This is a genomic window from Streptomyces sp. NPDC059224 (genome assembly GCF_042754285.1).
Classification (GTDB): domain Bacteria; phylum Actinomycetota; class Actinomycetes; order Streptomycetales; family Streptomycetaceae; genus Streptomyces.
Map to the genome: position 1 here is coordinate 48,861 of NZ_JBHZAN010000020.1, position 25,667 is coordinate 74,527.

General features: G+C 71.0%; 21 protein-coding genes and 1 pseudogene. 17 read left to right on the forward strand and 5 right to left on the reverse strand.

The window, feature by feature from the left end:
* Positions 1-168: 168 nt before the first annotated feature.
* Positions 169-2,697 carry a RelA/SpoT family protein gene (locus tag ACFXI4_RS22935; protein ID WP_384993798.1) on the forward strand — a complete coding sequence of 843 codons (2,529 nt, stop codon included), beginning with the start codon at positions 169-171 and terminating at the stop codon, positions 2,695-2,697.
* 72 nt (positions 2,698-2,769) lie between these two features.
* On the opposite strand, the gene ACFXI4_RS22940 is transcribed toward ACFXI4_RS22935, so the two are convergent.
* Both ACFXI4_RS22940 and ACFXI4_RS22945 read right to left on the reverse strand, forming a co-directional pair.
* A complete protein-coding gene (locus ACFXI4_RS22940) occupies positions 2,770-3,999 on the reverse strand; it encodes a DUF349 domain-containing protein (RefSeq protein WP_362713789.1) in 1,230 nt (409 codons plus the stop codon).
* Between the two features lie 135 nt (positions 4,000-4,134).
* The gene (locus tag ACFXI4_RS22945; protein WP_384993801.1) at positions 4,135-4,956 is read right to left on the reverse strand and encodes a peptidylprolyl isomerase; all 822 of its coding nucleotides are present in this window, start codon (positions 4,954-4,956) and stop codon (positions 4,135-4,137) included.
* A 178-nt stretch (positions 4,957-5,134) separates the two neighbouring features.
* Between ACFXI4_RS22945 and ACFXI4_RS22950 the strand changes: the two genes are divergently transcribed.
* Entirely contained in the window at positions 5,135-5,842 is a 708-nt protein-coding gene (locus ACFXI4_RS22950; RefSeq protein WP_362713793.1) for an MBL fold metallo-hydrolase, read from the forward strand.
* Positions 5,843-5,855: 13 nt separating this feature from the next.
* On the forward strand, positions 5,856-7,118 hold the full coding sequence (gene hisS, locus ACFXI4_RS22955; RefSeq protein WP_384993805.1) for a histidine--tRNA ligase: 1,263 nt from the start codon (positions 5,856-5,858) through the stop codon (positions 7,116-7,118).
* A gap of 41 nt (positions 7,119-7,159) precedes the next feature.
* On the opposite strand, the gene ACFXI4_RS22960 is transcribed toward hisS, so the two are convergent.
* Positions 7,160-7,333 (reverse strand): LuxR C-terminal-related transcriptional regulator, encoded by a 174-nt coding sequence (locus ACFXI4_RS22960; RefSeq protein ID WP_384993807.1) that lies wholly within the window; start codon positions 7,331-7,333, stop codon positions 7,160-7,162.
* Positions 7,334-7,529: 196 nt separating this feature from the next.
* Positions 7,530-8,331, reverse strand: a pseudogene (locus ACFXI4_RS22965) (ATP-binding cassette domain-containing protein); the annotation flags it as partial.
* A 145-nt stretch (positions 8,332-8,476) separates the two neighbouring features.
* Between ACFXI4_RS22965 and ACFXI4_RS22970 the strand changes: the two are divergent.
* From ACFXI4_RS22970 to rpsD, 3 genes are all read left to right on the forward strand, one after another.
* Positions 8,477-9,133 (forward strand): vitamin K epoxide reductase family protein, encoded by a 657-nt coding sequence (locus ACFXI4_RS22970; protein ID WP_384993809.1) that lies wholly within the window; start codon positions 8,477-8,479, stop codon positions 9,131-9,133.
* 43 nt (positions 9,134-9,176) lie between these two features.
* The gene (locus ACFXI4_RS22975; protein WP_384993812.1) at positions 9,177-10,523 is read left to right on the forward strand and encodes a replication-associated recombination protein A; all 1,347 of its coding nucleotides are present in this window, start codon (positions 9,177-9,179) and stop codon (positions 10,521-10,523) included.
* 303 nt (positions 10,524-10,826) lie between these two features.
* Positions 10,827-11,441 carry a 30S ribosomal protein S4 gene (gene rpsD, locus ACFXI4_RS22980; RefSeq protein ID WP_351707197.1) on the forward strand — a complete coding sequence of 205 codons (615 nt, stop codon included), beginning with the start codon at positions 10,827-10,829 and terminating at the stop codon, positions 11,439-11,441.
* Between the two features lie 27 nt (positions 11,442-11,468).
* On the opposite strand, the gene ACFXI4_RS22985 is transcribed toward rpsD, so the two are convergent.
* Entirely contained in the window at positions 11,469-13,634 is a 2,166-nt protein-coding gene (locus ACFXI4_RS22985; RefSeq protein ID WP_384993816.1) for an ATP-binding protein, read from the reverse strand.
* Between the two features lie 148 nt (positions 13,635-13,782).
* Between ACFXI4_RS22985 and ACFXI4_RS22990 the strand changes: the two genes are divergently transcribed.
* From ACFXI4_RS22990 to ACFXI4_RS23040, 11 genes are all read left to right on the forward strand, one after another.
* A complete protein-coding gene (locus ACFXI4_RS22990; RefSeq protein WP_384993818.1) occupies positions 13,783-14,223 on the forward strand; it encodes a DUF948 domain-containing protein in 441 nt (146 codons plus the stop codon).
* Between the two features lie 11 nt (positions 14,224-14,234).
* Positions 14,235-14,582, forward strand: a complete 348-nt coding sequence (locus tag ACFXI4_RS22995) for a hypothetical protein (RefSeq protein WP_384993821.1) — start codon at positions 14,235-14,237, stop codon at positions 14,580-14,582.
* Positions 14,582-17,254 (forward strand): alanine--tRNA ligase, encoded by a 2,673-nt coding sequence (gene alaS, locus ACFXI4_RS23000; RefSeq protein ID WP_384993824.1) that lies wholly within the window; start codon positions 14,582-14,584, stop codon positions 17,252-17,254. The genes ACFXI4_RS22995 and alaS overlap by 1 nt, the downstream gene beginning before the upstream one ends.
* 15 nt (positions 17,255-17,269) lie before the next feature.
* Positions 17,270-17,734, forward strand: coding sequence for a Holliday junction resolvase RuvX (gene ruvX / locus ACFXI4_RS23005; protein WP_384993827.1), 465 nt, complete (start codon positions 17,270-17,272; stop codon positions 17,732-17,734).
* A 122-nt stretch (positions 17,735-17,856) separates the two neighbouring features.
* On the forward strand, positions 17,857-19,566 hold the full coding sequence (mltG, locus tag ACFXI4_RS23010) for an endolytic transglycosylase MltG (protein WP_384993830.1): 1,710 nt from the start codon (positions 17,857-17,859) through the stop codon (positions 19,564-19,566).
* A complete protein-coding gene (locus ACFXI4_RS23015; RefSeq protein WP_384993834.1) occupies positions 19,547-20,386 on the forward strand; it encodes a shikimate dehydrogenase in 840 nt (279 codons plus the stop codon). The genes mltG and ACFXI4_RS23015 overlap by 20 nt, the downstream gene beginning before the upstream one ends.
* A 168-nt stretch (positions 20,387-20,554) precedes the next feature.
* Positions 20,555-21,739, forward strand: a complete 1,185-nt coding sequence (gene aroC / locus ACFXI4_RS23020) for a chorismate synthase (RefSeq protein ID WP_362728041.1) — start codon at positions 20,555-20,557, stop codon at positions 21,737-21,739.
* 32 nt (positions 21,740-21,771) lie between these two features.
* Complete coding sequence (locus ACFXI4_RS23025) at positions 21,772-22,254, forward strand: shikimate kinase (RefSeq protein ID WP_384994068.1); 483 nt, start codon at positions 21,772-21,774, stop codon at positions 22,252-22,254.
* Positions 22,251-23,342: a 3-dehydroquinate synthase gene (gene aroB / locus ACFXI4_RS23030; RefSeq protein ID WP_384993838.1), complete on the forward strand. Its 1,092-nt coding sequence runs from the start codon at positions 22,251-22,253 to the stop codon at positions 23,340-23,342. The genes ACFXI4_RS23025 and aroB overlap by 4 nt, the downstream gene beginning before the upstream one ends.
* A gap of 142 nt (positions 23,343-23,484) precedes the next feature.
* Positions 23,485-24,318, forward strand: a complete 834-nt coding sequence (locus ACFXI4_RS23035) for a Pro-rich N-terminal domain-containing protein (protein WP_384993840.1) — start codon at positions 23,485-23,487, stop codon at positions 24,316-24,318.
* A gap of 209 nt (positions 24,319-24,527) precedes the next feature.
* A complete protein-coding gene (locus ACFXI4_RS23040) occupies positions 24,528-25,634 on the forward strand; it encodes an aminopeptidase P family protein (protein WP_362731103.1) in 1,107 nt (368 codons plus the stop codon).
* Positions 25,635-25,667 lie beyond the last annotated feature (33 nt).

The following is a 25,667-nucleotide window of genomic DNA, read 5'->3' on the forward strand; positions in this document are numbered from 1 at the left end:
GCCCGCGCAACCCTTTAGGCCACCCGCTCGGAATCCCTCGGTGGCCTCCCGTGTTACTCCCGTATACGGTTCCCGGTTCCGCCTGCAGGCGATGACATGGCCCAGGATCGCTACCATGGGCACTCCGGAGCCTGACCGGGGGACCCGGATCGCGCACGAGGAGCCCTCTTGCCAGACGAGGCCCAGCCACTGACCGCCGCCAAGCCCGAGCACGCCTCGGCGCCCGCGGCCAAGCCCGCGCCGAACGTGTCGCAGACCAAGAACGACACCCGTGGGCCGGTCGAGCACGCCCAGTCCGCGCCCGCCGAGAAGTCGGCCGAGTCCTCGCGCCCCAAACCGGCCCCGGCCGAGCGTCCCACGACCCGCCCCAACAGCGGCCAGCCCGCGCGCACCGGCTCCTCCAACCGCGTCCGTGCCCGCCTGGCCCGTCTCGGCGTGCAGCGCGCCAACCCGTACAACCCGGTCCTCGAACCGTTGCTGCGCATAGTCCGCAGCAACGACCCCAAGACCGAGAACGCCACGCTGCGCCAGATCGAGCGCGCCTACCAGGTCGCCGAACGCTGGCACCGCGGGCAGAAGCGCAAGAGCGGCGACCCGTACATCACCCACCCGCTCGCGGTGACCACGATCCTTGCCGAGCTGGGCATGGACCCGGCGACCTTGATGGCGGGCCTGCTGCACGACACCGTCGAGGACACCGAGTACGGCCTGGAGGACCTGCGCCGCGACTTCGGCGACGTCGTCGCGCTGCTGGTCGACGGCGTGACCAAGCTGGACAAGGTCAAGTTCGGCGAGGCGGCGCAGGCCGAGACCGTGCGCAAGATGGTCGTCGCCATGGCCAAGGACCCGCGCGTCCTGGTCATCAAGCTCGCCGACCGGCTGCACAACATGCGCACCATGCGCTACCTCAAGCGCGAGAAGCAGGAGAAGAAGGCGCGCGAGACCCTGGAGATCTACGCGCCGCTCGCCCACCGCCTGGGCATGAACACCATCAAGTGGGAGCTGGAGGACCTCGCCTTCGCGATCCTCTACCCCAAGATGTACGACGAGATCGTCCGGCTGGTGGCCGAGCGCGCCCCCAAGCGTGACGAGTACCTGGCCATAGTGACCGACGAGGTCCAGGCCGACCTGCGCGCCGCCCGCATCAAGGCGACCGTCACCGGCCGGCCGAAGCACTACTACAGCGTCTACCAGAAGATGATCGTCCGCGGCCGGGACTTCGCGGAGATCTACGACCTGGTGGGCATCCGCGTCCTGGTGGACACCGTCCGCGACTGCTACGCGGCCCTGGGCACCGTCCACGCGCGCTGGAACCCGGTTCCGGGGCGCTTCAAGGACTACATCGCGATGCCCAAGTTCAACATGTACCAGTCGCTGCACACCACGGTCATCGGCCCCAACGGCAAGCCCGTCGAACTCCAGATCCGCACGTTCGACATGCACCGCCGCGCCGAGTACGGCATCGCCGCGCACTGGAAGTACAAGCAGGAGGCCGTCGCCGGCGCCTCCAAGGTCCGCACCGACGTGCCGAAGTCGTCCGGGAAGGGCAAGGACGACCACCTCAACGACATGGCGTGGCTGCGGCAGTTGCTGGACTGGCAGAAGGAGACCGAGGACCCCAGCGAGTTCCTGGAGTCCCTGCGCTTCGACCTGTCCCGCAACGAGGTCTTCGTCTTCACCCCCAAGGGCGACGTCATAGCGCTCCCGGCCGGGGCCACCCCGGTCGACTTCGCGTACGCCGTGCACACCGAGGTCGGCCACCGCACGATAGGCGCGCGGGTCAACGGCCGCCTGGTACCGCTCGAATCCACCCTGGACAACGGCGACCTGGTCGAGGTCTTCACCTCCAAGGCACCGGGAGCCGGCCCCTCCCGGGACTGGCTGGGCTTCGTCAAGTCACCGCGCGCCCGCAACAAGATCCGCGCCTGGTTCTCCAAGGAGCGTCGGGACGAGGCGATCGAGCAGGGCAAGGACGCCATCGTCCGCGCGATGCGCAAGCAGAACCTGCCGATCCAGCGCATCCTCACCGGCGACTCGCTGGTCACGCTCGCCCACGAGATGCGCTACCCGGACATCTCCTCGCTGTACGCGGCGATCGGCGAGGGTCATGTCGCCGCGCAGAACGTCGTGCAGAAGCTGGTGCAGGCGCTCGGCGGCGAGGAGGCCGCCACCGAGGAGATCGACGAGGCGGTACCGCCGTCCCGCGGCCGGCGCAGCAAGCGCCGCAGCAGCCAGGACCCCGGTGTGGTGGTCAAGGGCGTCGACGACGTCTGGGTCAAGCTGGCCCGCTGCTGCACGCCCGTACCCGGCGACCCGATCATCGGGTTCGTCACCCGCGGCAGCGGCGTGTCGGTGCACCGCAGCGACTGCGTCAACGTGGAGTCGCTGTCCCGGGAACCGGAGCGCATCCTCGACGTCGAGTGGGCGCCCACCCAGTCCTCGGTCTTCCTGGTCGCCATCCAGGTCGAGGCCCTGGACCGCTCCCGGCTGCTGTCCGACGTCACCCGTGTCCTGTCCGACCAGCACGTCAACATCCTCTCCGCGGCGGTCCAGACCTCCCGCGACCGGGTGGCCACCTCCCGGTTCACCTTCGAGATGGGCGACCCCAAGCACCTGGGCCACGTCCTGAAGGCCGTACGGGGCGTGGAGGGCGTCTACGACGTCTACCGGGTCACGTCGGCCCGCAACCGGTCGTAGGGCCCGGGAGACGACGAGAGGGGCCCCGTACGACGTCGTACGGGGCCCCTCTCGTGGGAATCGTCCTGCGCGCTAGCCGCCGAACTCCTGGAGGCCCTTCAGAGCCTGGTCCAGGAGCGCCTGTCGGCCTTCCAGCTCACGCTCCAGCTTCTCCGCCTTCGACGTGTTGCCCTGGGCGCGGGCCTGGTCGATCTGCCCCCTCAGCTTGTCCACGGCGGCCTGCAGCTGGCCGGTCAGACCCGCGGCACGCGCGCGTGCCTCCGGGTTGGTCCGCCGCCACTCGGTCTCCTCGGCCTCCTGGATGGCCCGGTCGACGGTGTGCATCCGGCCCTCGACCTTCGGACGCGCGTCGCGCGGCACGTGGCCGATGGCCTCCCAGCGCTCGTTGATCGAGCGGAAGGCGGCCCGCGCGGACTTCAGGTCCGTGATCGGCAGGAGCTTCTCGGCCTCGACGGCCAGCTCCTCCTTCAGCTTCAGGTTCTCGGTCTGCTCCGCGTCCCGCTCGGCGAAGGCGGACCCGCGGGCCGCGAAGAACACGTCCTGGGCGCCGCGGAAGCGGTTCCACAGGTCGTCCTCGTGCTCGCGCTGGGCGCGGCCGGCGGCCTTCCACTCCGTCATCAGCTCGCGGTAACGCGCGGCCGTCGGACCCCAGTCGGTCGAGTCCGACAGCGCCTCGGCCTCGGCGACCAGCTTCTCCTTGGCCTTGCGGGCGTCCTCGCGCTGCGAGTCGAGCTGCGCGAAGTGCGCCTTGCGGCGCTTGGAGAACGCCGACCGGGCGTGCGAGAAGCGGTGCCACAGCTCGTCGTCCGACTTGCGGTCCAGCCGGGGCAGGCCCTTCCAGGTGTCCACGAGGGAGCGCAGCCGTTCACCGGCGGCCCGCCACTGGTCGGACTGGGCCAGCTGCTCCGCCTCGACGACCAGGTCCTCCTTGGCCTTGCGGGCCTCGTCGGACTGCTTGGCACGCTGCGCCCGGCGCTCCTCGCGACGCGACTCGACGGTCTTGACCAGCTCGTCGAGCCGGTTCCGCAGCGCCTGCAGGTCACCGACCGCGTGGTGCGCCTCCACCTGCTCGCGCAGATGGTCGATGGCGGCCTGGGCGTCCTTGGCGGACAGGTCGGTGGTCCGCACTCGCTTCTCGAGGAGGCCGATCTCGACAACCAGGCCTTCGTACTTGCGCTCGAAGTAGGCCAGCGCCTCGTCAGGGGAGCCGGCCTGCCAGGAACCGACGACCTGCTCGCCGTCGGCCGTACGCACGTACACGGTCCCCGTCTCGTCGACGCGGCCCCACGGGTCGCTGCTCACAGCGCCTCCTCCACATGATGCCCGCGAGGGGCCTCAGCGCCCCCGGGCATCGTCCACAGTTTCGTCACGGCCAACATAGGCGACCGGCGGGTTGCCTGTCCGCATCCCGCGCGACCGAAGTTTCGCAGTCGGACCTCAGGATTTCGTGACCGTCGCCTTGTTGATGACGACCGTCGCGTTCGGGGCTCCGTCACCGGCTCCGGTGCTCTCGCCGGCGGCCGCGATCTTCTTGAGGACCTTGAGTCCGGCGGCGTCCACCGTGCCGAACGGGGTGTAGCTGGCCGGCAACTGGCTGTCCTGGTAGACCAGGAAGAACTGGCTGCCGCCGGTGTGCTTCTGGCCGGTGTTGGCCATCGCGATCGTGCCCGCCGGGTAGACGCCGCCCGTCAGGCTTTTGTCCTTGAGGTTCTCGTCGGGAATCGTGTACCCGGGACCGCCGCTGCCGGTGGCCGTCGGGTCGCCGCACTGCAGCACGTAGATGCCGTTGGTGGTGAGCCGGTGGCACTTGGTGTGGTCGAAGTACCCCTTCGACGCGAGGAAGTCGAACGAGTTCACCGTGTGCGGGGCGGCCGCCGTCTTCAGCGCCACGTCGATGTCACCGCAGGTCGTCGCCAGCTTCATGGTGTAGTCCGCCGACGTGTCGATCGACATCGCCGGCTCCTTCTTCCAGCTCAGCTTCGCCACCTTGCCGGCGGCGGGCTTCGCGCACGGGTCCGCCGGCTTGCTGGCGGACGGCGCGGCGCTCGGGGTCGTCTCCGAGCTGACGTTCGCCTTGTCGTCGTTCTTCAGCACGCCGGTCGTGTACAGCGCCACACTGCCGATCACGATCACGCCGAGGACGGACGCGATCACGGAGTTGCGCATGCGTGACTTGCGCCGTGCGCTGGTACGCCGCTGCTGCTGCCGCAAGAACTTCTCCCGGGCGAGCTGACGCCGCCGCTGCTCCTGGGTGACCACCGGGTTCTCTCCTCATGCGTGTCGTATGTCGACCGGTACGCGTGCGTCCTGTGCGCTGTGTGAGCCGACCACTGCGTGTAGCCCCGTACCGTATATGGGTTCGCTGAGGAAACGGCAGCGCCGGTAGGCTCTGGACCACAGCTGGTAGCCACCCGAACCGACACAACAAAGGACGATCGTGCTCATTGCCGGGTTCCCCGCCGGGGCCTGGGGGACGAACTGTTATCTCGTCGCCCCCGCCGCCGGTGCGGAGTGCGTGATCATCGACCCCGGCCACCAGGCCGCCGAAGGCGTCGAGGAAGCACTGAAGAAGCATCGGCTCAAGCCCGTCGCCGTCGTCCTCACCCACGGCCACATCGACCATGTGGCCTCGGTCGTCCCCGTGTGCGGCGCGCACGACGTGCCGGCCTGGATCCACCCCGAGGACCGGTACATGATGAGCGACCCCGAGAAGGCGCTCGGCCGGTCCATCGGCATGCCGCTGATGGGCGAGCTGACGGTGGGGGAGCCCGACGACGTCTTCGAACTGACCGACGGCGCGAAGCTGGAGCTGGCCGGACTCGAACTCTCCGTCGCGCACGCGCCGGGCCATACCAAGGGGTCGGTGACCTTCCAGATGCCGCAGACGGCCGACGTCCCGTCGGTCTTCTTCTCGGGCGATCTGCTCTTCGCCGGCTCCATCGGACGCACGGACCTGCCGGGCGGCTCCATGGACGACATGCTGGCCTCACTGGCCCGTGTCTGCCTGCCGCTCGACGACTCCACCGTGGTGCTGTCCGGCCACGGCCCCCAGACGACCATCGGCCAGGAGCGCGCCACCAACGCCTATCTGCGGCAGGTGGCGACCGGCCTCGGGAGCGCGGACGCTCCCCGACGAGGAATGTGACGAGAGACCTTCCGTGAGCACCTTTCAGGCCCCCAAGGGCACCTACGACCTGATCCCGCCGGAGAGCGCCAAGTACCTGGCCGTGCGTGAGGCGATCGCCGCGCCGCTGCGCGGCTCCGGCTACGGCTACATCGAGACGCCCGGCTTCGAGAACGTGGAGCTGTTCGCGCGCGGGGTGGGCGAGTCGACCGACATCGTCACCAAGGAGATGTACGCCTTCGAGACGAAGGGCGGCGACAGGCTGGCGCTGCGCCCCGAGGGCACCGCGTCCGTCCTGCGCGCCGCCCTCGAGGCGAACCTGCACAAGACCGGCAACCTGCCGGTCAAGCTCTGGTACTCCGGCTCGTACTACCGCTACGAGCGTCCGCAGAAGGGCCGTTACCGCCACTTCTCGCAGGTCGGTGCCGAGGCCATCGGCGCGGAGGACCCGGCGCTGGACGCCGAGCTGATCATCCTGGCCGACCAGGCGTACCGCTCGCTGGGCCTCAGGAACTTCCGCATCCTGCTGAACAGCCTGGGCGACAAGGAGTGCCGTCCGGTGTACCGGGCCGCGCTCCAGGACTTCCTGCGCGGCCTGGACCTGGACGAGGACACCCTGCGCCGGGCGGAGATCAACCCGCTCCGGGTCCTGGACGACAAGCGGGAGTCGGTCCAGAAGCAGCTGGGCGGTGCCCCGCTGCTCCGCGACTACCTCTGCGACGCCTGCAAGGCGTACCACGAGGAGGTCCGTGAACTGATCACGGCCGCGGGCGTGGCCTTCGAGGACGACCCGAAGCTGGTACGGGGCCTGGACTACTACACCCGTACGACCTTCGAGTTCGTCCACGACGGTCTGGGTTCGCAGTCCGCGGTGGGCGGCGGCGGCCGCTACGACGGCCTGTCGGAGATGATCGGCGGCCCCGCGCTGCCGTCCGTCGGCTGGGCGCTGGGCGTCGACCGCACGGTGCTGGCGCTGGAGGCGGAGGGAGTCGGACTCGACATCCCCTCCCCGACGAGCGTCTACGCGGTACCGCTCGGCGAGGAAGCGCGCCGGATCCTGTTCGCCAAGGTCACCGAGTTGCGCCGGGCCGGCGTCGCGGCGGACTTCTCCTACGGCGGCAAGGGCCTCAAGGGCGCGATGAAGAACGCCAACCGCAGCGGGGCCCGCTACGCGATCGTCGCCGGCGAGCGCGACCTCGCCGAGGGCGTCGTCCAGCTGAAGGACATGGAGTCCGGCGAGCAGACGTCGATCGGCGTGAACGAGATCGTGGCGGAGCTGGAGACGAGGCTGGGCTGAGCCCGGCAGGGTGAGGGGGCCGCGGGCCCCCTCACCCCCGCTCAGTCCAGCAGCCCGAACCGCATCGCGTGCGTCACCGCCGCCGTCCGGCCGTCCACACCGAGTTCGGCGAAGGCCCGCAGCAGGTGCGTCCTCACCGTCGGCTCCCCGATGAAGAGCCGGCGGCCGATCTCCGCGTTCGTGCAGCCGTCGGCGACCGGGCGCGGCACCGCCACCTCACGCTCCGAGAGGCGGGGGCGCTCCGGCCGGACCCGCAGCCGGTCCACCAGCCGCGCCGCCACCGACGGCGCCAGCACCGTCTCGCACCGCGCGTCCGCCCGTACCGCGTCCGCCAGTTGACCCCGGGGCAGATCCTTGAGCAGGTAGCGGGCGGCACCCGCCTCGACGGCGCGCAGTGTCCCTGCCGTTCTCGTACGTGGTCAGCACCACCACCCGGCAGGGCAGCCCCGCCTCGGACATGCGGACGATCGCGTCGACGCCCGCGCCGCCCGGCATCCGCAGGTCCATCAGCACCGTGTCGGGGCGGAGTTCGGCCGCCAGCGTCTCCGCCTGCGGCCCGCTGGCCGCGTCGGCTACCACCCGGCCGGCGGCCACGGTCGCCAGCCGGTCCGCGAGCGCCTCCGCCTCCTCCGGGTAGTGGGTGGTGAGCAGGATCGTGGTGCCCTCGTCCGCGAGGAGCCGGACGAGATCCCGGAACTGCCGCCTGGCCGCCGGGTCGAAACCGGTCGTCGGCTCGTCCAGGAGGAGCAGTTCGGGGCCGCCGATCACCCCGAGCGCCACGTCCGGCCGGCGGCGCTGGCCCCCGAGAGTGCCTTGACCCGGCTGTCGGCCTTGGCTTCGAGACCGACCAGGGCGGTCACCCGCTCCGGGTCGCGCGGCCGCGGGTAGTAGTGCGCGAAGGGCCGCACCGTCTCGCGGACCGTCAACTCGGCGGGCGCCGATTCGTCCTGCCAGACGATTCCCACCCGGGACCGCCCCGCGCGCGTGCCCGTCGCCGGATCCGCCCCGGCACCGAGACCTCGCCGCCGTCCCTGGTCCGGTTGCCCTGGAGGATCTCCACCGTCGTGCTCTTGCCCGCCCCGTCGGGTCCGAGCAGGCCGAACACCTCACCTCGCCGGATGCCCAGGTCGACACCGCCCACCGCGGTCACGCCCCCGTACCGCTTGCGCAGCCCCCGCACGTCCCCCGCGAGTTCGTTCGCGTGTGCTGTCATGTCCCGAGCATCGGCCAGAACCGGACGCTCCGGGAGGACCGTGCGTACTTCCTTATGTCCACCGAACGGTGGACAGGGCGCCTCGTGCGGCACAATGGCCCCTGCCCGAAGGAGTTCCACCTCTCAAACAGACGGAATCGGCGTGATGAGCAAGACGACAGTCCACGACGTCTCCACCGAGCCCGAGCCCGAGCACGCCTCCGCGGCACCGCGGACCGAGGGCGGCAGCCTCGCCTTCGGGCTGCTGCTGATCATCACCGGCGCCGCCGGCCTGCTGGCCGCCTGGGTCATCACGATCGACAAGTTCAAGCTGCTGGAAGCCAAGGTCGAAGGCAAGACGTTCACCCCCGGGTGCAGCCTCAACCCGGTCGTCTCCTGCGGCAGCGTCATGGAGTCCAAGCAGGCCGCCGCCTTCGGCTTCCCGAACCCGATGCTCGGCCTGGTCTGCTACGGCATCGTCGTCTGCGTCGGCATGAGCCTGCTGGCCCGTGCCCGCTTCCCCCGCTGGTACTGGCTGACCTTCAACTTCGGCACCCTCTTCGGCGTCGGATTCTGCACCTGGCTGCAGTTCCAGTCCCTGTACCGGATCAACGCGCTGTGCCTGTGGTGCTCGCTGGCCTGGGTCGCCACGATCATCATGTTCTGGTACGTGACCTCCTTCAACGTCCGCAAGGGCTTCCTGCCGGCCCCGAACTGGCTGAAGTCGTTCTTCGGCGAGTTCACCTGGGTGCTGCCGGTCCTGCACATCGGCATCATCGGCATGCTGATCCTGACCCGCTGGTGGGACTTCTGGACCAGCTGACAGCGCGCGCCGCGTTGTCAGTGCGGTGATTTAGGGTTTCAGCGTGGAACCCGACCTTTTCACCGCAGCCGCGGAAGACCGCCAGGAGAAGGACCCCGCCGGCAGCCCCCTGGCAGTGCGGATGCGCCCGCGCACCCTCGACGAGGTGGTGGGCCAGCGGCATCTGCTGAAGCCGGGATCCCCGCTGCGCAGGCTGGTCGGCGAGGGATCGGGCGGCCCCGCCTCGGTGATCCTCTGGGGCCCGCCCGGCACCGGCAAGACGACCCTCGCCTACGTCGTCTCCAAGGCGACCGACAAGCGGTTCGTGGAGCTCTCCGCGATCACCGCGGGCGTCAAGGAGGTCCGCGCGGTCATCGACGGCGCCCGCCGAGCCACCGGGGGATACGGCAAGGAGACCGTCCTCTTCCTCGACGAGATCCACCGCTTCAGCAAGGCCCAGCAGGACTCCCTGCTCCCGGCCGTCGAGAACCGCTGGGTCACCCTGATCGCGGCGACGACGGAGAACCCGTACTTCTCGGTGATCTCCCCGCTGCTCTCCCGGTCCCTGCTGCTCACCCTCGAACCGCTCACCGACGACGACGTCCGCGGCCTGCTGCGCCGGGCCCTGACCGGCGAGCGCGGCCTGAAGGGCTCCGTCGCCCTTCCCGAGGACACCGAGGAGCACCTGCTGCGGATCGCCGGCGGCGACGCCCGCCGCGCCCTGACCGCCCTGGAGGCCGCCGCCGGAGCCGCCCTCGACAAGGGCGAGACGGAGATCGGCCTGGTGACCCTGGAGGAGGTCGTCGACCGGGCCGCGGTCAAGTACGACCGGGACGGCGACCAGCACTACGACGTCGCCAGCGCCCTCATCAAGTCCATCCGGGGCTCCGACGTCGACGCGGCCCTGCACTACCTGGCCCGGATGATCGAGGCCGGGGAGGACCCCCGCTTCATCGCCCGCCGCCTGATGATCTCCGCCAGCGAGGACATCGGCCTCGCCGACCCGAACGCGCTGCCCACAGCGGTGGCGGCCGCCCAGGCCGTCGCCATGATCGGCTTCCCCGAGGCCGCCCTCACCCTCAGCCACGCCACCATCGCCCTCGCCCTGGCTCCCAAGTCCAACTCCGCGACCACGGCGATCGGAGCCGCCCTGGAGGACGTACGCAAGGGGCTGGCCGGACAGGTGCCCCCGCACCTGCGCGACGGCCACTACAAGGGCGCCGCCAAGCTGGGGCACGCGCAGGGGTACGTCTATCCGCACGACCTGCCCGAGGGCATCGCCGAGCAGCAGTACGCCCCCGACCCGATCAAGGACCGCGAGTACTACGCCCCGACCCGGCACGGCTCCGAGGCGCGCTACGCGGACGCGGTCGAGTGGACCAGGAAGCACCTCGGTCGCAGGCGGTCCTGAGCAGCCTGTAGAATCCCTCGCAGCGCTGAGTCCCGCGCTGTCAGAGCGGGACAGTCGGCCGGAACCCTCGCAAGGGGGTTCCAGGAGCGTCGCGCACCGTCGAACGGTGTCGCGGGCAGCCCACCACCCCTCGCCGCACGGCGGGACCGGCCGGTGGGCCACTCGCGTGCTGCACGTATGTGCCCAGACCAGGGGAGCGGCTGCCCACCAGGCCCGGCAACGGGTTCCGGAGGGTCTCCCCGGCTGCGGATTGCGACCTCCCTCAACCCTGACGAGCCGATATCAGAAGGAAGAAAGAGACAAGTGGCGAACCAGTCCCGCCCCAAGGTCAAGAAGTCGCGTGCCCTCGGTATCGCGCTGACCCCGAAGGCCGTCAAGTACTTCGAGGCCCGCCCCTACCCGCCGGGTGAGCACGGCCGCGGCCGCAAGCAGAACTCGGACTACAAGGTCCGTCTGCTCGAGAAGCAGCGTCTGCGCGCGCAGTACGACGTGTCCGAGCGCCAGCTCGTCCGCGCCTACGAGCGTGCCTCCAAGGTGCAGGGCAAGACCGGTGAGGCCCTGATCATCGAGCTGGAGCGTCGCCTCGACGCGCTGGTCCTGCGTTCGGGCATCGCCCGCACGATCTACCAGGCCCGCCAGATGGTCGTCCACGGCCACATCCAGGTCAACGGTCAGAAGGTCGACAAGCCGTCCTACCGCGTGCGTCCGGACGACGTGATCCAGGTTCGCGACCGCTCCAAGGACAAGACGCTCTTCCAGATCGCCCGTGAGGGTGGCTTCGCCCCCGACGGCGAGATCCCGCGCTACCTGCAGGTGAACCTCAAGGCCCTGGCGTTCCGCCTGGACCGCGAGCCGAACCGCAAGGAAGTTCCGATCATCTGTGACGAGCAGCTCGTCGTCGAGTACTACGCCCGCTGATCCCAGCCCCGGCGCAGCACTCCAGCGTCAGCCCGCCGTCTCCCCGCCCTTGCGGGTGGGGGAGGTGGCGGGCTTTCGCATGCCGGCACCGTCCTCCCGCCGCGGTACCGGCCCGCGCGGCGACGGCAGCGCGTCCAGCGGCCGTACCCCGAAGTACTCCAGGGCCCGGGCCACCGCCGCTTCCCGGTCCAGCAGGGCCCCCTGCCGTAAGCACTCCGCGTACCGCTCTTCGCCCAGCGTCCGCCGGGCCGTCGCCTCGCACAGCTCGTGCGGGGCGTTGTAGTGGGCCGAGCCGAACAGCGGCAGCCCCACCGACGGCCACATCCGCCCCGCCGCACCCTGCAGCACCGCCGCCTCCGCCGGATCCCCCTCGGTCACCGTCACCAGGGCGAGCAGCTCGATCGCCAGCACCGAACCCAGCAGGTCGTGGAAGCCGTGCGCATGGCCCAGGCAGTCGGTCAGCAGCTCGCGGGCGGCCGCGTGATCGCCGTCCCGCCAGGCCGCGTACGCCAGCACATACAGCGCGTACGACCGGGTCCAGCGCTCGCCGTGGTCCTCGCACACCTGCCGCACGTCCTCGCACAGCCGCACGGCGTCCGGCAGATCGCCGAGGAACGCCCGGACCATCGCCAGTTCGACCTGGCCCATCAGGACGTTGCTGTTGAGCTCGCCGATCTCCCGGTAGCGGCCGAGCGCCGAGCGCAGCAGCGTCTCCGCGCGGGCCATGTCGTCGGTGACCAGGGCCAGACAGCCCGTGCGGTGCTCCGCGTACGCCACCGCCGTCGGGTCGGCGGCCAGTTCGGCCTCCTCACGGCACTCCTGGAGCGCGGCCAGCGCGGGCATCGCGTCGCCCTGCAGGATCGCCACGTAGCCGAGCACCCACAGCGCCTTCAGCCGGGACCGCGGGTACCCCGAGTCCAGCTCCAGGCTCAGCTCCAGCCAGCGCCGCCCCTCCGAGAGCCGCCCGCAGCCGGCCCAGTAGAACCACAGCGAGGCCGCCAGGTACTGGCCCAGATGCGCCTCGTCCGGCTCGGTCAGGCAGTGGTCCAGGGCGGCTCGCAGGTTCGCCAGCTCGGCCTCGGCACGCGCGGCCACCTCGCCCTGCCGCGGCGAGAACCAGTCCAGCTCGCACCAGGTCGCCAGTCCCATGAACCAGTCGCGGTGCCGGCGCCGCAGCCGCCTCGCGTCCCCGATCGCCGCCAGCCAGTCGGCGCCGTACGCCCGTACGGTGTCGAGCATCCGGTAGCGCACCCCCGCCGGGGTCTCCTCCCGGGACACCACCGACTGCGCGAGCAGCTCCGCCAGCACGTCCAGGACCCCCTCGGACGACAGCCCGTCCCCGCCGCACACGTACTCGGCGGCCTCCAGGTCGAAGGTGCCCGCGAACACCGACAGCCGCGCCCACAGCAACCGCTCGGCGGGGGTGCACAGTTCATGACTCCAGCCGATCGCGGTGCGCAGCGTCTGATGGCGGGGGAGCCCGTCGCGCCCGCCGCCGGTCAGCAGCCGGAACCGGTCGTCGAGCCGCTTCAGGAGCTGCCCCGGCGACAGCATCCGCAGGCGGCCCGCCGCCAGCTCGATCGCCAGCGGGATCCCGTCGAGGCGCCGGCACACCTCCCGTACCTCCACGCCGTCCCGGACCCCCAGCCCCTGCCGCTCGGCGCGCTCGGCGAACAGCTCGACCGCCTCGTCCTCGCCGAGCGGTGCCAGCGGGAACAGCCGCTCGCCCGCCACGCCGAGCGGCCGCCGCGCCGCCGCCAGCACGGTCAGTCCGGGCAGCCGCCGCAGCAGGTCGGCCACCAGGTCCGCGCACCTCTCGACCAGGTGCTCACAGCCGTCGAGCAGCAGCAGGCAACGGCGGCCGGCCAGGTGTTCCAGGAGTGTCTCGCGCGGCAGCCGGGTGGTGTGGTCTGTCAGCCCCAGCGCCTCCACGACCGCGTACTCCACGAACCGCGGATCGCGCACCGCGGCCAGCTCCACCCGCCACACCCCGTCCCGGGGCGCCGCCGCGGCGGCCGCCCGCGCCGCCAGCCGGGACTTGCCGACCCCGCCGACCCCGGTCACCGTCACCAGCCGGCCGGACTCCAGGGCCCCGGCCAGCTCGCGGAGTTCGGCCGAGCGGCCCACGAACGCGGTCAGTTCCAGGGGCAGATTGCCGTCCGCCGGGGGGTCGGGGCGCTGAGGACCTCGCATGGGACACGGAGCGTACTTAACCGTGTTCGGTCCGTACAATCGGTTCCCGCAACTCCGCCGCTCGCGCGCGGTAATCCGGTTCGGAGCCCGACGCCCCGCGCGATAGGCTCGGGGCTCCATTGATTTTTCGCGGAAGAGCGGGAAGCAGGTGCGCGCGGTGTCCGGTGGAGAGGTGGCCGGGATCCTGGTGGCCGTCTTCTGGGCGATCCTGGTCTCCTTCCTCGCGGTGGCTCTCGTGAGGCTGGCCCAGACGCTCAGGGCGACCACCAAGCTCGTGGCGGACGTGACCGACCAGGCCGTCCCGCTGCTCGCCGACGCCTCCGCGGCCGTACGCTCCGCGCAGACCCAGATCGACCGGGTCGACGCGATCGCCTCCGACGTCCAGGAGGTCACCTCCAACGCCTCCGCGCTGTCGACCACCGTCGCCTCCACCTTCGGCGGCCCGCTGGTCAAGGTCGCGGCGTTCGGCTACGGCGTGCGCCGGGCACTGTCCGGCCGCAAGGCGGACGTGCCCGCCAGGGAGCCCAGGCGTACCGTGATCGTGGGCCGGACCGTGCCCGCCGCACGGCGGAAGAACCGGGGAAAGTAGGAGCCAGGCAGATGTTCCGCCGTACCTTCTGGTTCACCACCGGTGTCGCCGCCGGTGTCTGGGCCACCACCAAGGTCAACCGCAAGCTCCGGCAGCTGACCCCGGAGAGCCTCGCCGCCACCGCCGCGAACAAGGCGCTGGAGACCGGCCACCGGATCAAGGACCGGGCGATCGGCTTCGCGCTCGACGTCCGCGAGAACATGGCCCAGCGGGAAGCGGAGCTGGGCGACGCGCTGGGCATCGACGCGGACCCCGAACTCCCCGCACCCCGGCGGTTCACCGCCATCGAGAACAACCGCAGCAACCCGAAGTACATCGAGAACACGACGTACTCGTACGACCGGAATGAGGACCACTGATGGAGTCGGCAGAGATCCGCCGCCGCTGGCTGAGCTTCTACGAGGAGCGCGGTCACACCGTCGTCCCTTCGGCGTCGCTCATCGCGGACGACCCGACTCTGCTCCTCGTCCCGGCCGGCATGGTGCCCTTCAAGCCCTACTTCCTCGGCGAGGTCAAGCCGCCGTGGGCGCGCGCCACCAGCGTGCAGAAGTGCGTGCGCACCCCCGACATCGAAGAGGTCGGCAAGACCACCCGGCACGGCACCTTCTTCCAGATGTGCGGCAACTTCTCCTTCGGCGACTACTTCAAGGAAGGCGCCATCAAGTACGCCTGGGAGCTGCTCACCAGCCCCCAGGACAAGGGCGGTTACGGCCTGGAGCCGGAGAAGCTCTGGATCACCGTCTACCAGGACGACGACGAGGCCGAGCGCATCTGGCACGAGGTCGTCGGCGTGCCCAAGGAGCGCATCCAGCGCCTCGGCATGAAGGACAACTACTGGTCCATGGGCGTCCCCGGACCCTGTGGCCCGTGCTCCGAGATCAACTACGACCGCGGCCCCGAGTTCGGCGTCGAGGGCGGCCCGGCCGTCAACGACGAGCGGTACGTGGAGATCTGGAACCTCGTCTTCATGCAGTACGAGCGTGGCGAGGGCATCGGCAAGGACAACTTCGAGATCCTCGGCGAGCTGCCGAGCAAGAACATCGACACGGGCCTCGGCCTGGAGCGGCTCGCCATGATTCTGCAGGGCGTGCAGAACATGTACGAGATCGACACCTCCATGGCCGTCATCGAGAAGGCCACCGAGCTGACCGGCGTGGCCTACGGCGACGCGCACGGCTCGGACGTCTCGCTGCGCGTGGTCACCGACCACATGCGCACGTCGGTGATGCTCATCGGTGACGGCGTCACTCCCGGCAACGAGGGCCGCGGTTACGTGCTGCGCCGGATCATGCGCCGCGCCATCCGCAACATGCGGCTGCTCGGCGCCACCGGTCCGGTCGTCCTCGACCTCATCGACACCGTGATCCGGATGATGGGCCAGCAGTACCCGGAGCTGGTCACCGACCGCGAGCGCATCGAGAAGGTCGCCGTCGCCGAGGAGAACGCCTTCCTCAAGACGCTGAAGGCCGGCACCAACATCCTCGACACCGCCGTCACCGAGACCAAGGAGTCCGGCGGCACGGTCCTCGCCGGCGACAAGGCCTTCCTGCTCCACGACACCTGGGGCTTCCCGATCGACCTCACCCTCGAAATGGCCGCCGAGCAGGGCCTGGCCGTGGACGAGGAGGGCTTCCGCCGCCTGATGAAGGAGCAGCGGGACCGCGCCAAGGCCGACGCCCAGGCCAAGAAGACCGGGCACGCCGGCGCCGGCGCCTACCGCGAGATCGCCGACAAGACCGGCGAGACCGACTTCATCGGCTACTCCGACACCGAGGGCGAGAGCACGATCGTCGGCATCCTCGTCGACGGCGTCTCCTCGCCGGCCGCCACCGAGGGCGACGAGGTCGAGGTCGTCCTGGACCGCACCCCGTTCTACGCCGAGGGCGGCGGGCAGATCGGCGACACCGGCCGGATCAAGGTCGACACCGGTGCCGTCATCGAGATCCGCGACACCCAGAAGCCGGTCCCCGGCGTCTACGTCCACAAGGGCGTCGTCCAGGTCGGCGAGGTGACGGTCGGCGCCAAGGCCCACGCCGCGATCGACCAGCGCCGCCGGACCGCCATCGCCCGCGCCCACTCGGCCACCCACCTCACCCACCAGGCGCTGCGCGACGCCCTCGGCCCGACGGCCGCCCAGGCCGGTTCGGAGAACCAGCCCGGCCGCTTCCGTTTCGACTTCGGATCGCCGTCCGCCGTCCCGACGGCCGTGATGACCGACGTCGAGCAGAAGATCAACGAGGTGCTCGCCCGCGATCTGGACGTGCGCGCCGACATCATGGGCATCGACGAGGCGAAGAAGCAGGGAGCCATCGCCGAGTTCGGCGAGAAGTACGGCGAGCGGGTGCGCGTGGTGACCATCGGCGACTTCTCCAAGGAGCTGTGCGGCGGCACCCATGTGCACAACACCGCCCAGCTGGGCCTGGTGAAGCTGCTCGGCGAGTCGTCGATCGGCTCGGGTGTGCGCCGTATCGAGGCCCTCGTCGGCGTCGACGCCTACAACTTCCTGGCCCGTGAGCACACGGTCGTCGCCCAGCTCCAGGAGCTGGTCAAGGGCCGCCCGGAGGAGCTCCCCGAGAAGGTCTCCGCCATGCTCGGCAAGCTGAAGGACGCCGAGAAGGAGATTGAGAAGTTCCGTGCAGAGAAGGTGCTGCAGGCCGCCGGCGGTCTGGTCGACTCGGCGAAGGACGTCCGCGGGATCGCCCTGGTGACCGGGCAGGTCCCGGACGGCACCACGCCGGACGACCTGCGCAAGCTGGTCCTCGACGTGCGGGGCCGCATCCAGGGCGGACGCGCCGCCGTGGTCGCCCTGTTCGCGGTCAACAACGGCAAGCCGCTCACGGTCATCGCCACCAACGACGCCGCGCGCGACCGCGGCCTCAAGGCCGGTGACCTGGTCCGTACCGCCGCCAAGACCCTCGGTGGCGGTGGCGGCGGCAAGCCGGACGTCGCCCAGGGCGGCGGCCAGAACCCGGCCGCCGTGGGCGAGGCCATCGACGCCGTCGAGCGTCTCGTGGCCGAGACCGCCAAGTAAGAAACGGTTACGAGGATGCGCAGAGGACGTCGGCTCGCCGTCGACGTCGGGGACGCCCGGATCGGGGTCGCCTCGTGCGACCCCGACGGGATCCTGGCGACCCCCGTCGAGACCGTCCCCGGGCGGGACGTCCCCGCCGCCCACCGCCGGCTGCGGCAGCTGGTCGAGGAATACGAGCCGATCGAGGTCGTCGTCGGCCTCCCGCGCTCCCTCAAGGGGGGCGAGGGTCCGGCCGCCGTCAAGGTCCGGGCCTTCGCCCAGGAGCTGGCCAAGGGCATCAGGCCGGTGCCGGTCCGGCTGGTCGACGAGCGGATGACGACCGTGACGGCCAGTCAGGGACTGCGCGCCTCGGGAGTGAAGTCCAAGAAGGGACGCTCGGTCATCGACCAGGCGGCCGCGGTCATCATCCTTCAACAGGCGTTGGAATCCGAACGGGTGTCAGATAAACCACCCGGCGAGGGCGTCGAAGTGGTCATCTGATCGCGATACGGTAACGTTCCGCGCGATGCGATGGTTTTCGAACAGCCACCGCACAGCAAGAGTCGGTACGACAACCGGCCCACCAGCCGCGTTTCGCGCCGCCTCGCGGCTCTAGGGGATCGATGACTGAGTATGGCCGGGGCGAAGGCTCCGAACCGTGGCATCCGGAGGACCCGTTGTACGGGGACGGCGGATGGGGAGGACAGCAGGCCCACGTGGGTCAGCAGTCCCCCTACGGCGGCCAGCCGCAGCACTATCCGCAACAGCCGCAGCAGCAGTACGGCGAGTGGAGCCGGCACCAGCAGGGCGGGTACGACCAGCACCAAGGCGGGCAGCAGTACGCGTACTACGACGAGCAGGGGCAGCTTCGGTACGCCGACGGACAGGGCCGGCAGCAGTACGACCAGCAGCACGCCGGCCAGACACAGCAGCAGTACCACCAGGGCGGTTGGGACGCGACCGGCACCCACGGCCAGGTGCCCTACGCCGCCGACCCGGGCGACCCCTACGGCCAGCAGCCGGTGGCGTACGGCGGGGAGCAGCCCGACTTCTACGGCACCGACGACGCCTACCCGCCGCCGGAGCCGCCCGGCCGCCGGCGCCCGGATCCGCAGCCGGAGCCCGCCGTCGAGGAGGAGGAAGACCAGCACCCCTTCTTCACGGGTGCCGACGACGGTGACGATGATGACGACGACCCGAAAGGGCGTCGCGGTGGTGGCCGCGGCAAGGACGCGAAGGGCGGCAAGGGAGCCAAGAAACGGCGCAACGGCTGCGCCTGTCTGGTGGTCTGCCTGGTCTTCGGCGGGGGTGCGGCCGGAGTCGGCTACTACGGCTGGCACTTCTACCAGAACCGTTTCGGCCCGGCCCCCGACTACGCGGGCGGCGGCAGCGGCTCGGTGACCGTCGAGATTCCGAAGGGCGCGGGCGGATACGACATCGGCAGGCGGCTGAAGGACGCCGGTGTCATCAAGAGCGTCGACGCGTTCGTGGCCGCCCAGTCGCAGAATCCCGACGGAAAAACGATTCAGGCAGGGGCTTATCTCCTGAAGAAGGAGATGTCCGCAGCCAGTGCCGTGCAGCTGATGCTCGACCCGAAGAGCAAGGCCAATGTGGTGGTCACCCCGGGCGAGCGCGCGGCGGCCGTCTACGTGGCCCTCGACAAACAGCTGGGCCTCTCCTCCGGCACCACCAGGAAGGTCGCCAAGAACGAATACAAGAGCCTGGGGCTGCCGAGCTACGCGAACACCGACAGTAAGATCATGGACCCACTGGAAGGCTTCCTCTTCCCGGGTACCTATCCCGCGGCCAAGGGCATGAAGCCCGACGCGATCCTGAAACAGATGGTCGCCGCGGCGAAGGAGGAATACGCCACCTACGACCTCGCGGCCCAGGCCAAGAAGTACGACCTGGACAACCCGCTGCAGGTCATCACGGTCGCGAGCCTCGTCCAGGCCGAAGGAAAGACGCACGACGACTTCCGCAAGATGGCGGAAGTGGTCTACAACCGTCTCAAGTCCACGAACACCGAGACGAACCGGTTGCTCCAATTCGACTCGACCTTCAATTACCTGAAGGGCACGAGCAACATCCACATCAGCGAGTCGGAGATCAACAGCAACCAGGACCCGTACAACACGTACACCCAGAAGGGTCTCCCGCCCGGCCCGATCGGCAACCCCGGCGACGAGGCGCTGAAGGCCGCGCTGAATCCGACCGACGAGGGCTGGATGTATTTCGTGGCGACCGACGGCGTGAACAACACCGAATTCGCCAAGACCAACACCGAATTCGAGAAGCTCAAGGAAAAGTTCAATGCCACCTCGGGCCACTGACGCCCGCAGGGCAGCCGTGCTCGGCAAGCCCATCGCCCACTCGCTCTCCCCGGTGCTGCACCGGGCCGCGTACGACGAACTCGGGCTCACCGAGTGGTCGTACGAGCGCTTCGAGGTCGACGAGACCCGGCTGCCCGGTTTCCTCGGGCAGCTGGGACCGGAGTGGGCGGGGCTGTCGCTGACCATGCCGCTGAAGCGGGCGGTCATCCCGCTGGTCGACGAGATCAGCGAGACGGCCGCCTCGGTCGACGCGGTCAACACGGTCGTCTTCACGGAGGACGGCCGACGCCTGGGGGACAACACCGACATCCCGGGCATGGTCGCCGCGCTGCGTGAGCACGGCATCGAACAGGTCGACTCCGCCGCCGTCCTCGGCGCCGGGGCCACCGCCTCCTCGGCGCTGGCCGCCCTCGCCCGGATCTGCACCGGCGAGGTCGTCGCCTACGTCCGCAGCGAGGAGCGCGCCGCCGAGATGCGGCACTGGGGCGAGCGGCTCGACGTCGACGTCCGCACCGCCGACTGGGCCGACGCCGCCCAGGCCCTGCACGCCCCCCTGGTGATCGCCACCACCCCGGCCGGCGCCACCGACGCGCTCGCCGTGGCCGTACCCGAGCGCCCCACCACCCTCTTCGACGTCCTCTACCACCCCTGGCCCACGGCGCTGGCCGCACGCTGGTCCATGTTCGGGGGAGCCGTGGTGAGCGGCCTCGACCTCCTGGTGCACCAGGCCGTGCTCCAGGTCGAACAGATGACCGGACGGGTTCCGGTGCCGGTGGAGGCGATGCGCCGGGCCGGGGAGAAGGCGCTCGCCGAGCGCTGACCCGGTCCACGTCCGCGTCCGTCTGCTGGACCGGGGACCGGGTCCACCACCCGGACGTGGGAGGATCGGACACGGCGGACCGGGGCCGCGCACCCGGTCGGGCCGTCGCCGTACGCGAGGACGCGTGTACGCAGGGCAGTACCAGGGCGCGAGCACTGAGGAGCACCGTTGAGCAGGCTGCGTTGGCTGACCGCGGGGGAGTCCCACGGTCCCGCACTTGTCGCGACGCTGGAGGGCCTTCCCGCCGGCGTGCCGATCACGACCGAGATGGTCGCCGACCACCTCGCGCGGCGGCGGCTCGGTTATGGGCGCGGTGCGCGCATGAAGTTCGAGCAGGACCAGGTCACCTTCCTCGGCGGGGTCCGGCACGGTCTCTCGCTCGGCTCGCCGGTCGCGATCATGGTGGGCAACACCGAGTGGCCCAAGTGGGAGCAGGTCATGGCGGCCGACCCGGTCGACCCCGAGATCCTCGCCGGGCTGGCCCGCAACGCCCCGCTGACCCGTCCGCGTCCCGGCCACGCCGACCTCGCCGGCATGCAGAAGTACGGCTTCGACGAGGCCCGGCCGGTGCTGGAGCGCGCCTCCGCGCGGGAGACCGCGGCCCGGGTGGCGCTCGGCGCGGTCGCCCGGTCGTACCTGAGGGAGACGACCGGCATCGAGATCGTCTCGCACGTCGTCGAGCTGTGCTCCGTGAAGGCACCGAAGGGCGTGTACCCCACCCCGGCCGACGTCGAGAAGCTCGATGCCGACCCGCTGCGCTGCCTGGACGCCGACGCGTCCAAGGCGATGGTCGCGGAGGTCGACCAGGCCCACAAGGACGGCGACACCCTCGGCGGCGTGGTCGAGGTCCTCGCCTACGGCGTACCGGTCGGACTCGGCTCCCACGTCCACTGGGACCGCAAGCTGGACGCCAGGCTCGCCGGGGCCCTGATGGGCATCCAGGCGATCAAGGGCGTCGAGATCGGCGACGGCTTCGAGCTGGCCCGGGTGCCCGGCTCCCAGGCGCACGACGAGATCGTCGGCACCCCCGAGGGCATCCGCCGCGCCTCCGGCCGCGCCGGCGGCACCGAGGGCGGCCTGTCCACCGGTGAGCTGCTGCGGGTCCGGGCCGCGATGAAGCCGATCGCGACCGTGCCGCGCGCCCTGCAGACCGTCGACGTCACCACCGGCGAGGCCACCCAGGCCCACCACCAGCGCTCCGACGTCTCCGCCGTGCCGGCCGCCGGCATCGTCGCCGAGGCGATGGTCGCGCTCGTCCTCGCGGACGCGGTCGCCGAGAAGTTCGGCGGCGACTCGGTGCCCGAGACCCGCCGCAACGTCCGCTCGTACCTCGAGAACCTGGCCATCCGGTGAACCGCGCACCGAGGGTGGTGCTGGTCGGACCGATGGGCGTCGGCAAGTCCACGGTCGGCGAGCTGCTCGCCCAGCGGCTCGGGATCGGCTACCGCGACACCGACGGGGACATCGTCGCCGCCGAGGGCCGCGCCATCGCCGACATCTTCGTCGCCGACGGCGAGGCGGCCTTCCGGGAGATCGAGAAGCGGGCGGTACGGGTGGCGCTGGCCGAGCACGAGGGGGTCCTCGCCCTCGGCGGCGGCGCGATCCTCGACGCGGACACGCGGGCGCTGCTCGCCGGCCGGCGGGTGGTCTACCTCTCCATGGAGGTCGAGGAGGCCGTGAAGCGCACCGGCCTCAACGCGGCCCGGCCGCTGCTGGCCATCAACCCGCGCAAGCAGTGGCGGGAGCTGATGGAGGCGCGGCGGCACCTGTACGAGGAGGTCGCCACGGCCGTCGTGGCGACCGACGGGCGCACGCCCGAAGAGGTCACCCAAGCAGCGCTGGACGCACTGGAGTTGAAGGAAGCATGAGCGAGGCAGTCACCCGGATCCAGGTCGGCGGCACGGCGGGCACCGAGCCGTACGAGGTCCTGGTGGGCCGGCAACTGCTCGGCGAACTGGGCGGGCTGATCGGTGAGCGGGTCAAGCGGGTCGCGGTGATCCACCCCGAGGCGCTCGCCGAGACCGGCGACGCCCTCCGCGCGGACCTGGCCGGGCAGGGCTACGAGGCGGTCGCCATCCAGGTGCCCAACGCGGAGGAGGCCAAGACCGCCGAGGTCGCCGCCTACTGCTGGAAGGCGCTCGGACAGTCCGGGTTCACCCGCTCCGACGTCGTCGTCGGCGTGGGCGGAGGGGCGACGACGGACCTGGCCGGTTTCGTCGCCGCCACCTGGCTGCGCGGGGTCCGCTGGATCGCCGTTCCCACCACCGTCCTCGCCATGGTCGACGCGGCGGTCGGCGGCAAGACCGGCATCAACACCGCCGAGGGCAAGAACCTGGTCGGTGCCTTCCATCCGCCGGCGGGCGTGCTCTGCGACCTTGCCGCGCTGGACTCCCTCCCGGTCAACGACTACGTCTCCGGGCTCGCCGAGGTCATCAAGGCCGGTTTCATCGCGGACCCGGTGATCCTGGACCTCATCGAGTCCGACCCCGGGGCCGCGCGCACCCCGGCCGGCCCGCACACGGCCGAGCTGATCGAGCGCTCCATCCGGGTCAAGGCCGAGGTCGTCTCCTGCGACCTCAGGGAGTCGGGGCTGCGGGAGATCCTCAACTACGGCCACACGCTCGGCCACGCCATCGAGAAGAACGAGCGCTACAAGTGGCGGCACGGTGCCGCGGTCGCCGTCGGCATGCACTTCGCCGCCGAACTGGGCCGGCTGGCCGGACGCCTGGACGACGCGACGGCAGACCGCCACCGCGCGATCCTGGAGTCGGTGGGGCTTCCGCTGCACTACCGGTACGACCAGTGGCCCAGGCTGGTCGAGACCATGAAGGTCGACAAGAAGTCCCGCGGTGACCTGCTCCGCTTCATCGTCCTGGACGGCCTCGCCAAGCCGACCGTCCTGGAGGGCCCGGACCCGGCCGTGCTGCTCGCCGCCTACGGCGAGGTCGGACAGTAGGTCCGCGGCTGTTCCTTCTGCCCGGTTCGCCTCCCGGCACGGGCACTTCGTACCGCCCCCGGCCGTTTCACCAAACGACGACCGGGGGCGGTACCGTTCGGTAACGAGCGCAGCCGAACATGACGAGACGGAGTGGCACCGGATGCAGCACGCAGTGGGATCTCCGCTGCCGCCGCCCCATCAGCCGGGGCAGGGACCGACCGGCTGGCCGCCGGCCGCACACCACCCGGGAGCGCCGCAGGGCCCCGCGCCCGTGCCGCCGCCCCCGGCCGCACCGCCGCAACCACCGGTTCCGCCGCCACCGTTGCCCTCGGCCCCGCCGCCCCCGGACGCCACGGGTCATGTGCCGCTGCCGCCGGGCGCGCCGGTGGGCATCCCCGCCGCACCCCCGGCCGCGACCGCCGTGCCCGACGCGACCAGCACCACCCTGGCCGTCCTGCTCATCGGCCCGGCGGGCGCGGGCAAGACCAGCGTGGCCAAGTACTGGGCCGACCACCGCCGGGTCCCCACGGCCCACATCAGCCTCGACGACGTCCGCGAATGGGTCCGTTCCGGTTTCGCCGACCCCCAGTCCGGGTGGAACGACAACTCCGAGGCCCAGTACCGCCTGGCCCGCCGCACCTGCGGCTTCGCCGCGCGCAACTTCCTGGCCAACGGCATCTCGTGCATCCTCGACGACGCGGTCTTCCCCGACCGCCCGGTCGTGGGCCTCGGCGGCTGGAAGCGCCACGTCGGCCCCGGCCTGCTCCCCGTCGTCCTGCTGCCCGGACTCGACATCGTCCTGGAGCGCAACGCCGAACGCATGGGCAACCGCCGCCTCACCGACGAGGAGGTGGCCCGCATCCACGGCCGCATGGCGGGATGGTACGGCTCGGGCCTCCCGATCATCGACAACTCCCAGCTGGACGTGGAGAGCACGGCCCGGGTGCTGGACGAGGTGCTGGCGCGGGCGATAGCGAGCCCACCGAGCTGGTGAGGACGGGTGGCACCGGCTCGCTGATTCCCCGGAGGCGCGTTCAGGTGTGCTTCCGGGAGCGCGGGGAACCGCGCGACCGGCCCCCGCCGACCCGCACCGGGACCCGCACCCGGATCCGCACCGGAGCCCACATGCGGCAGGAGCGCCCGGTCACCCCACTCGGCTCTCCCCAACCGGCACAAACCGCCCGCGACTCCTACGCTCGACTCATGTCAGAGGTGTACGCCACCCGCCGAGCCCGCCTACGGGACCGCTGCCAAGCCGGCGGCAGCGCCTCCGCCCTGGTCTCCCGCCCGGCCAACGTGAGGTACCTCGCCGGCGCCGCTCCCGCCGGCTCCGTCCTGCTGCTCGGCAGACGCGAGGACCTCCTCGTCAGCCCCGGCCCGCAGGACGACCGCCCCACCGAGGCCCGACCCGACGACTCCCTTCGACAGCACCTCCTGGAGGGACCCGGCGGCGACCCCGCCGTGGCGGCGGCCGGTCTCGCCGCCGACCAGGACGCCGACGCCCTCGCCGTCGAGGAGCATCACCTCACGGTGACCCGGCACCGCGCCCTCGCCTCGGTCGCGCCCCGGCTCCGCCTCACCGACCTCGGCAGCGCCGTCGAGCAGCTGAGGGTGGTGAAGGACGAGGAGGAGATCTCCTGTCTCCGCATCGGTGCCGAGATCGCCGACCAGGCCCTCGGGGAGCTGCTGGAGTCGATCCTCGTCGGCCGCACCGAACGGCACCTCGCCCTGGAGCTGGAGCGCCGCCTGGTCGACCACGGCGCGGACGGCCCGGCCTTCCCGACTTCCGTGGCGACCGGACCGAACTCGGGGCGCCGCGGCCACCGCCCCACCGACCGGCGGGTCGAGGAGGGCGACTTCCTCTCCGTCTGCCTCGGTGCCGCCTACCGCGGCTACCGCTGCGAGATCGGCCGGACCTTCGTCATCGGCACCTCGCCCGCCGACTGGCAGATCGAGCTCTACGACCTCGTCTTCGCCGCTCAGCGGGCCGGCCGGGAGGGCCTCGTACCAGGGGCGGCCTGCCGTGACGTGGACCGCGCCGCACGCCAGGTGCTGGACTCCGCGGGCTACGCCGGGGGACTGCAGCCCCTCACCGGACACGGAGTCGGACTCGAAATCGACGAGGACCCGCAGCTCGCCCCGTCGTCCATGGGTAAACTGGACGCTTGCGTGCCGGTCACCGTCGAACCGGGGGTCCACCTCCCGGGCCGGGGCGGTGTCCGGATCGATGACACGCTCGTCGTACGCCCTGAGGCGGACGGCGGACCCGAGCTACTCACCATCACGACCAAGGAGCTGCTCGCGCTGTAGCGCGTGACCCGAAGTCGTACGTCAGTCCAGGAG